Annotated in this window: 2 protein-coding genes and 1 pseudogene; all 3 read left to right on the forward strand. The window is 42.2% G+C overall.

Translation table 11 applies throughout. From position 1 onward, the window contains the following. Positions 1-267 (forward strand): hypothetical protein (locus ABN236_RS19210; RefSeq protein ID WP_277267384.1); only part of this gene is annotated, 267 nt, incomplete at its 5' end. A 174-nt stretch (positions 268-441) separates the two neighbouring features. After that, positions 442-1,086 carry a quinolone resistance pentapeptide repeat protein QnrD1 gene (locus ABN236_RS19215; protein ID WP_012634451.1) on the forward strand — a complete coding sequence of 215 codons (645 nt, stop codon included), beginning with the start codon at positions 442-444 and terminating at the stop codon, positions 1,084-1,086. 637 nt (positions 1,087-1,723) lie between these two features. Beyond that, positions 1,724-1,943: pseudogene (locus tag ABN236_RS19220) on the forward strand (hypothetical protein); the annotation flags it as partial.

The following is a 1,943-nucleotide window of genomic DNA, read 5'->3' on the forward strand; positions in this document are numbered from 1 at the left end:
ACTTGCCATCGCTGGGGCGTGTCATTTCGTTTCGGCTCCCCCTGTTTTTCCCTTTCTTCGCTGGACGCTCATCAGGATAAAAACAAAAAGCCTACCGCCCTCGTTTTACTCGGTTGGTCAAATCGCTTCTTGCCACAAAACAAGTTTGTGACTTTCAGCGATTTCGCATCGTTTTACTTGTCAGTTTGCACGATGTTAAAAACGCACTCAGAAGCCCGCAAAACCGTTCTAAACTTTCAGCGTAGATTTGGGTGTTTTATAGGGTGATCGTGTCTTAAAATCGTTTCGAGGGGCTTTAATGGGGATGAACGGGAGGTTTTTGCTAACTAACTCGCCCGTTTAACATAAAAGGGATTGTATGAATCAATTTTAGCTAGAGTTTAAGGTTGTTCAAATTAATGTACAATGATTGCACTGTATAAATAACCAGGTGTAGCATGTATGGAAAAGCACTTTATCAATGAAAAGTTTTCACGAGATCAATTTACGGGGAATAGAGTTAAAAATATTGCCTTTTCAAATTGTGATTTTTCAGGGGTTGATTTAACTGATACTGAATTTGTTGATTGTAGTTTTTACGACAGGAATAGCTTGGAAGGGTGTGATTTTAATAGAGCCAAACTAAAAAACGCTAGCTTTAAAAGCTGCGATTTATCAATGAGTAATTTTAAAAACATTAGCGCCTTAGGTCTTGAAATTAGTGAGTGTTTAGCTCAAGGAGCTGATTTTCGAGGGGCTAATTTTATGAATATGATAACTACAAGGTCATGGTTTTGTAGTGCTTATATAACCAAGACAAATCTTAGTTACGCTAATTTTTCTAGAGTCATATTAGAAAAGTGCGAACTGTGGGAAAATCGCTGGAATGGCACTGTGATAACTGGCGCCGTGTTTCGTGGCTCCGATCTTTCTTGTGGGGAGTTTTCATCGTTTGATTGGTCTTTGGCTGATTTTACTGGTTGTGATTTAACGGGTGGGGCGCTTGGCGAGCTTGATGCAAGGCGAATTAATTTAGATGGAGTGAAGTTGGATGGAGAGCAGGCGCTTCAGCTTGTTGAGAGTTTAGGTGTTATTGTTCACCGATAAAATCTAGGTAAAAAACGCCTAATGCCCCAATGTGGTACTAATCAAAACGGAGCGAAGCGACATCTTCATCTTGTCTTTGCTTTTCTCCATGATCAGTTATTGGGTCATGGTCTCTTAGCTCGTTAATCTGGCTAAGTTTGGTTAGGTTGGGCTTCTTTCGACACTTCGCAATCCAAGAAATCCCTAGTCCGTTGATTGGTGCTCTTATCAGGTACGCACTGTAATCTTTCGATACCGCAGCGTGATTCGGAGGTAGAGCCGGAATTTCGTTTTCCGGTACGTTTTACTACCACAATTTGCCTGTTTATCCTTTCGGAGACCGGGCTAAGTCCGAGTCAATCAAGTGGTGCATTTGGGTTAATGTCGTTGGCTGGTATTTAATGAGAACGTGACAAGCGCCTCTCACGTTGCTAAGATTGGATTGCGACGTCTAATCTGAGCAACGAATGCACAAGATTTAGAGTACCAGAGCCCTGTGATGCTGTCACGGGGCTTTGTTACATCTGGAGCTTGGTAAACCTCATAAATTCAATTCGCAACGCTCGCCGCAAGGCGTGAACTTGTTTCACGTCGAGGAAGCGGAATTTCTCGAAAGCCTTATACTGTCTCCGTTCACACATGATCGGAGGGTGTCTCTATGTCTCAATTATTTCGTTTGGCATCGCCAGAAGATTACGAATACATCGAAGAATTAAATTTATGGGAATTGTCATTTGATAAGCGACCGGTTCAAGGGGTTCGTTGTGAAGATCCGGTGATCGGGGCAGAAAAATATAATCAAGGGCGTGAAAAATTTAAGGCGTTAGCGTCACGGCATAAAAAACACTGGAAACCGAACGGATTGACCTTTTCGGAGT

This window comes from Proteus sp. fly-1013, assembly GCF_040140245.1.
GTDB lineage: Bacteria > Pseudomonadota > Gammaproteobacteria > Enterobacterales > Enterobacteriaceae > Proteus > Proteus mirabilis_B.

Coding starts and splice junctions, on each gene's coding strand:
- ABN236_RS19215 (WP_012634451.1), top strand. CDS start 442: ATGGAAAAGCACTTTATCAATGAAAAGTTTTCACGAGATCAATTTACG.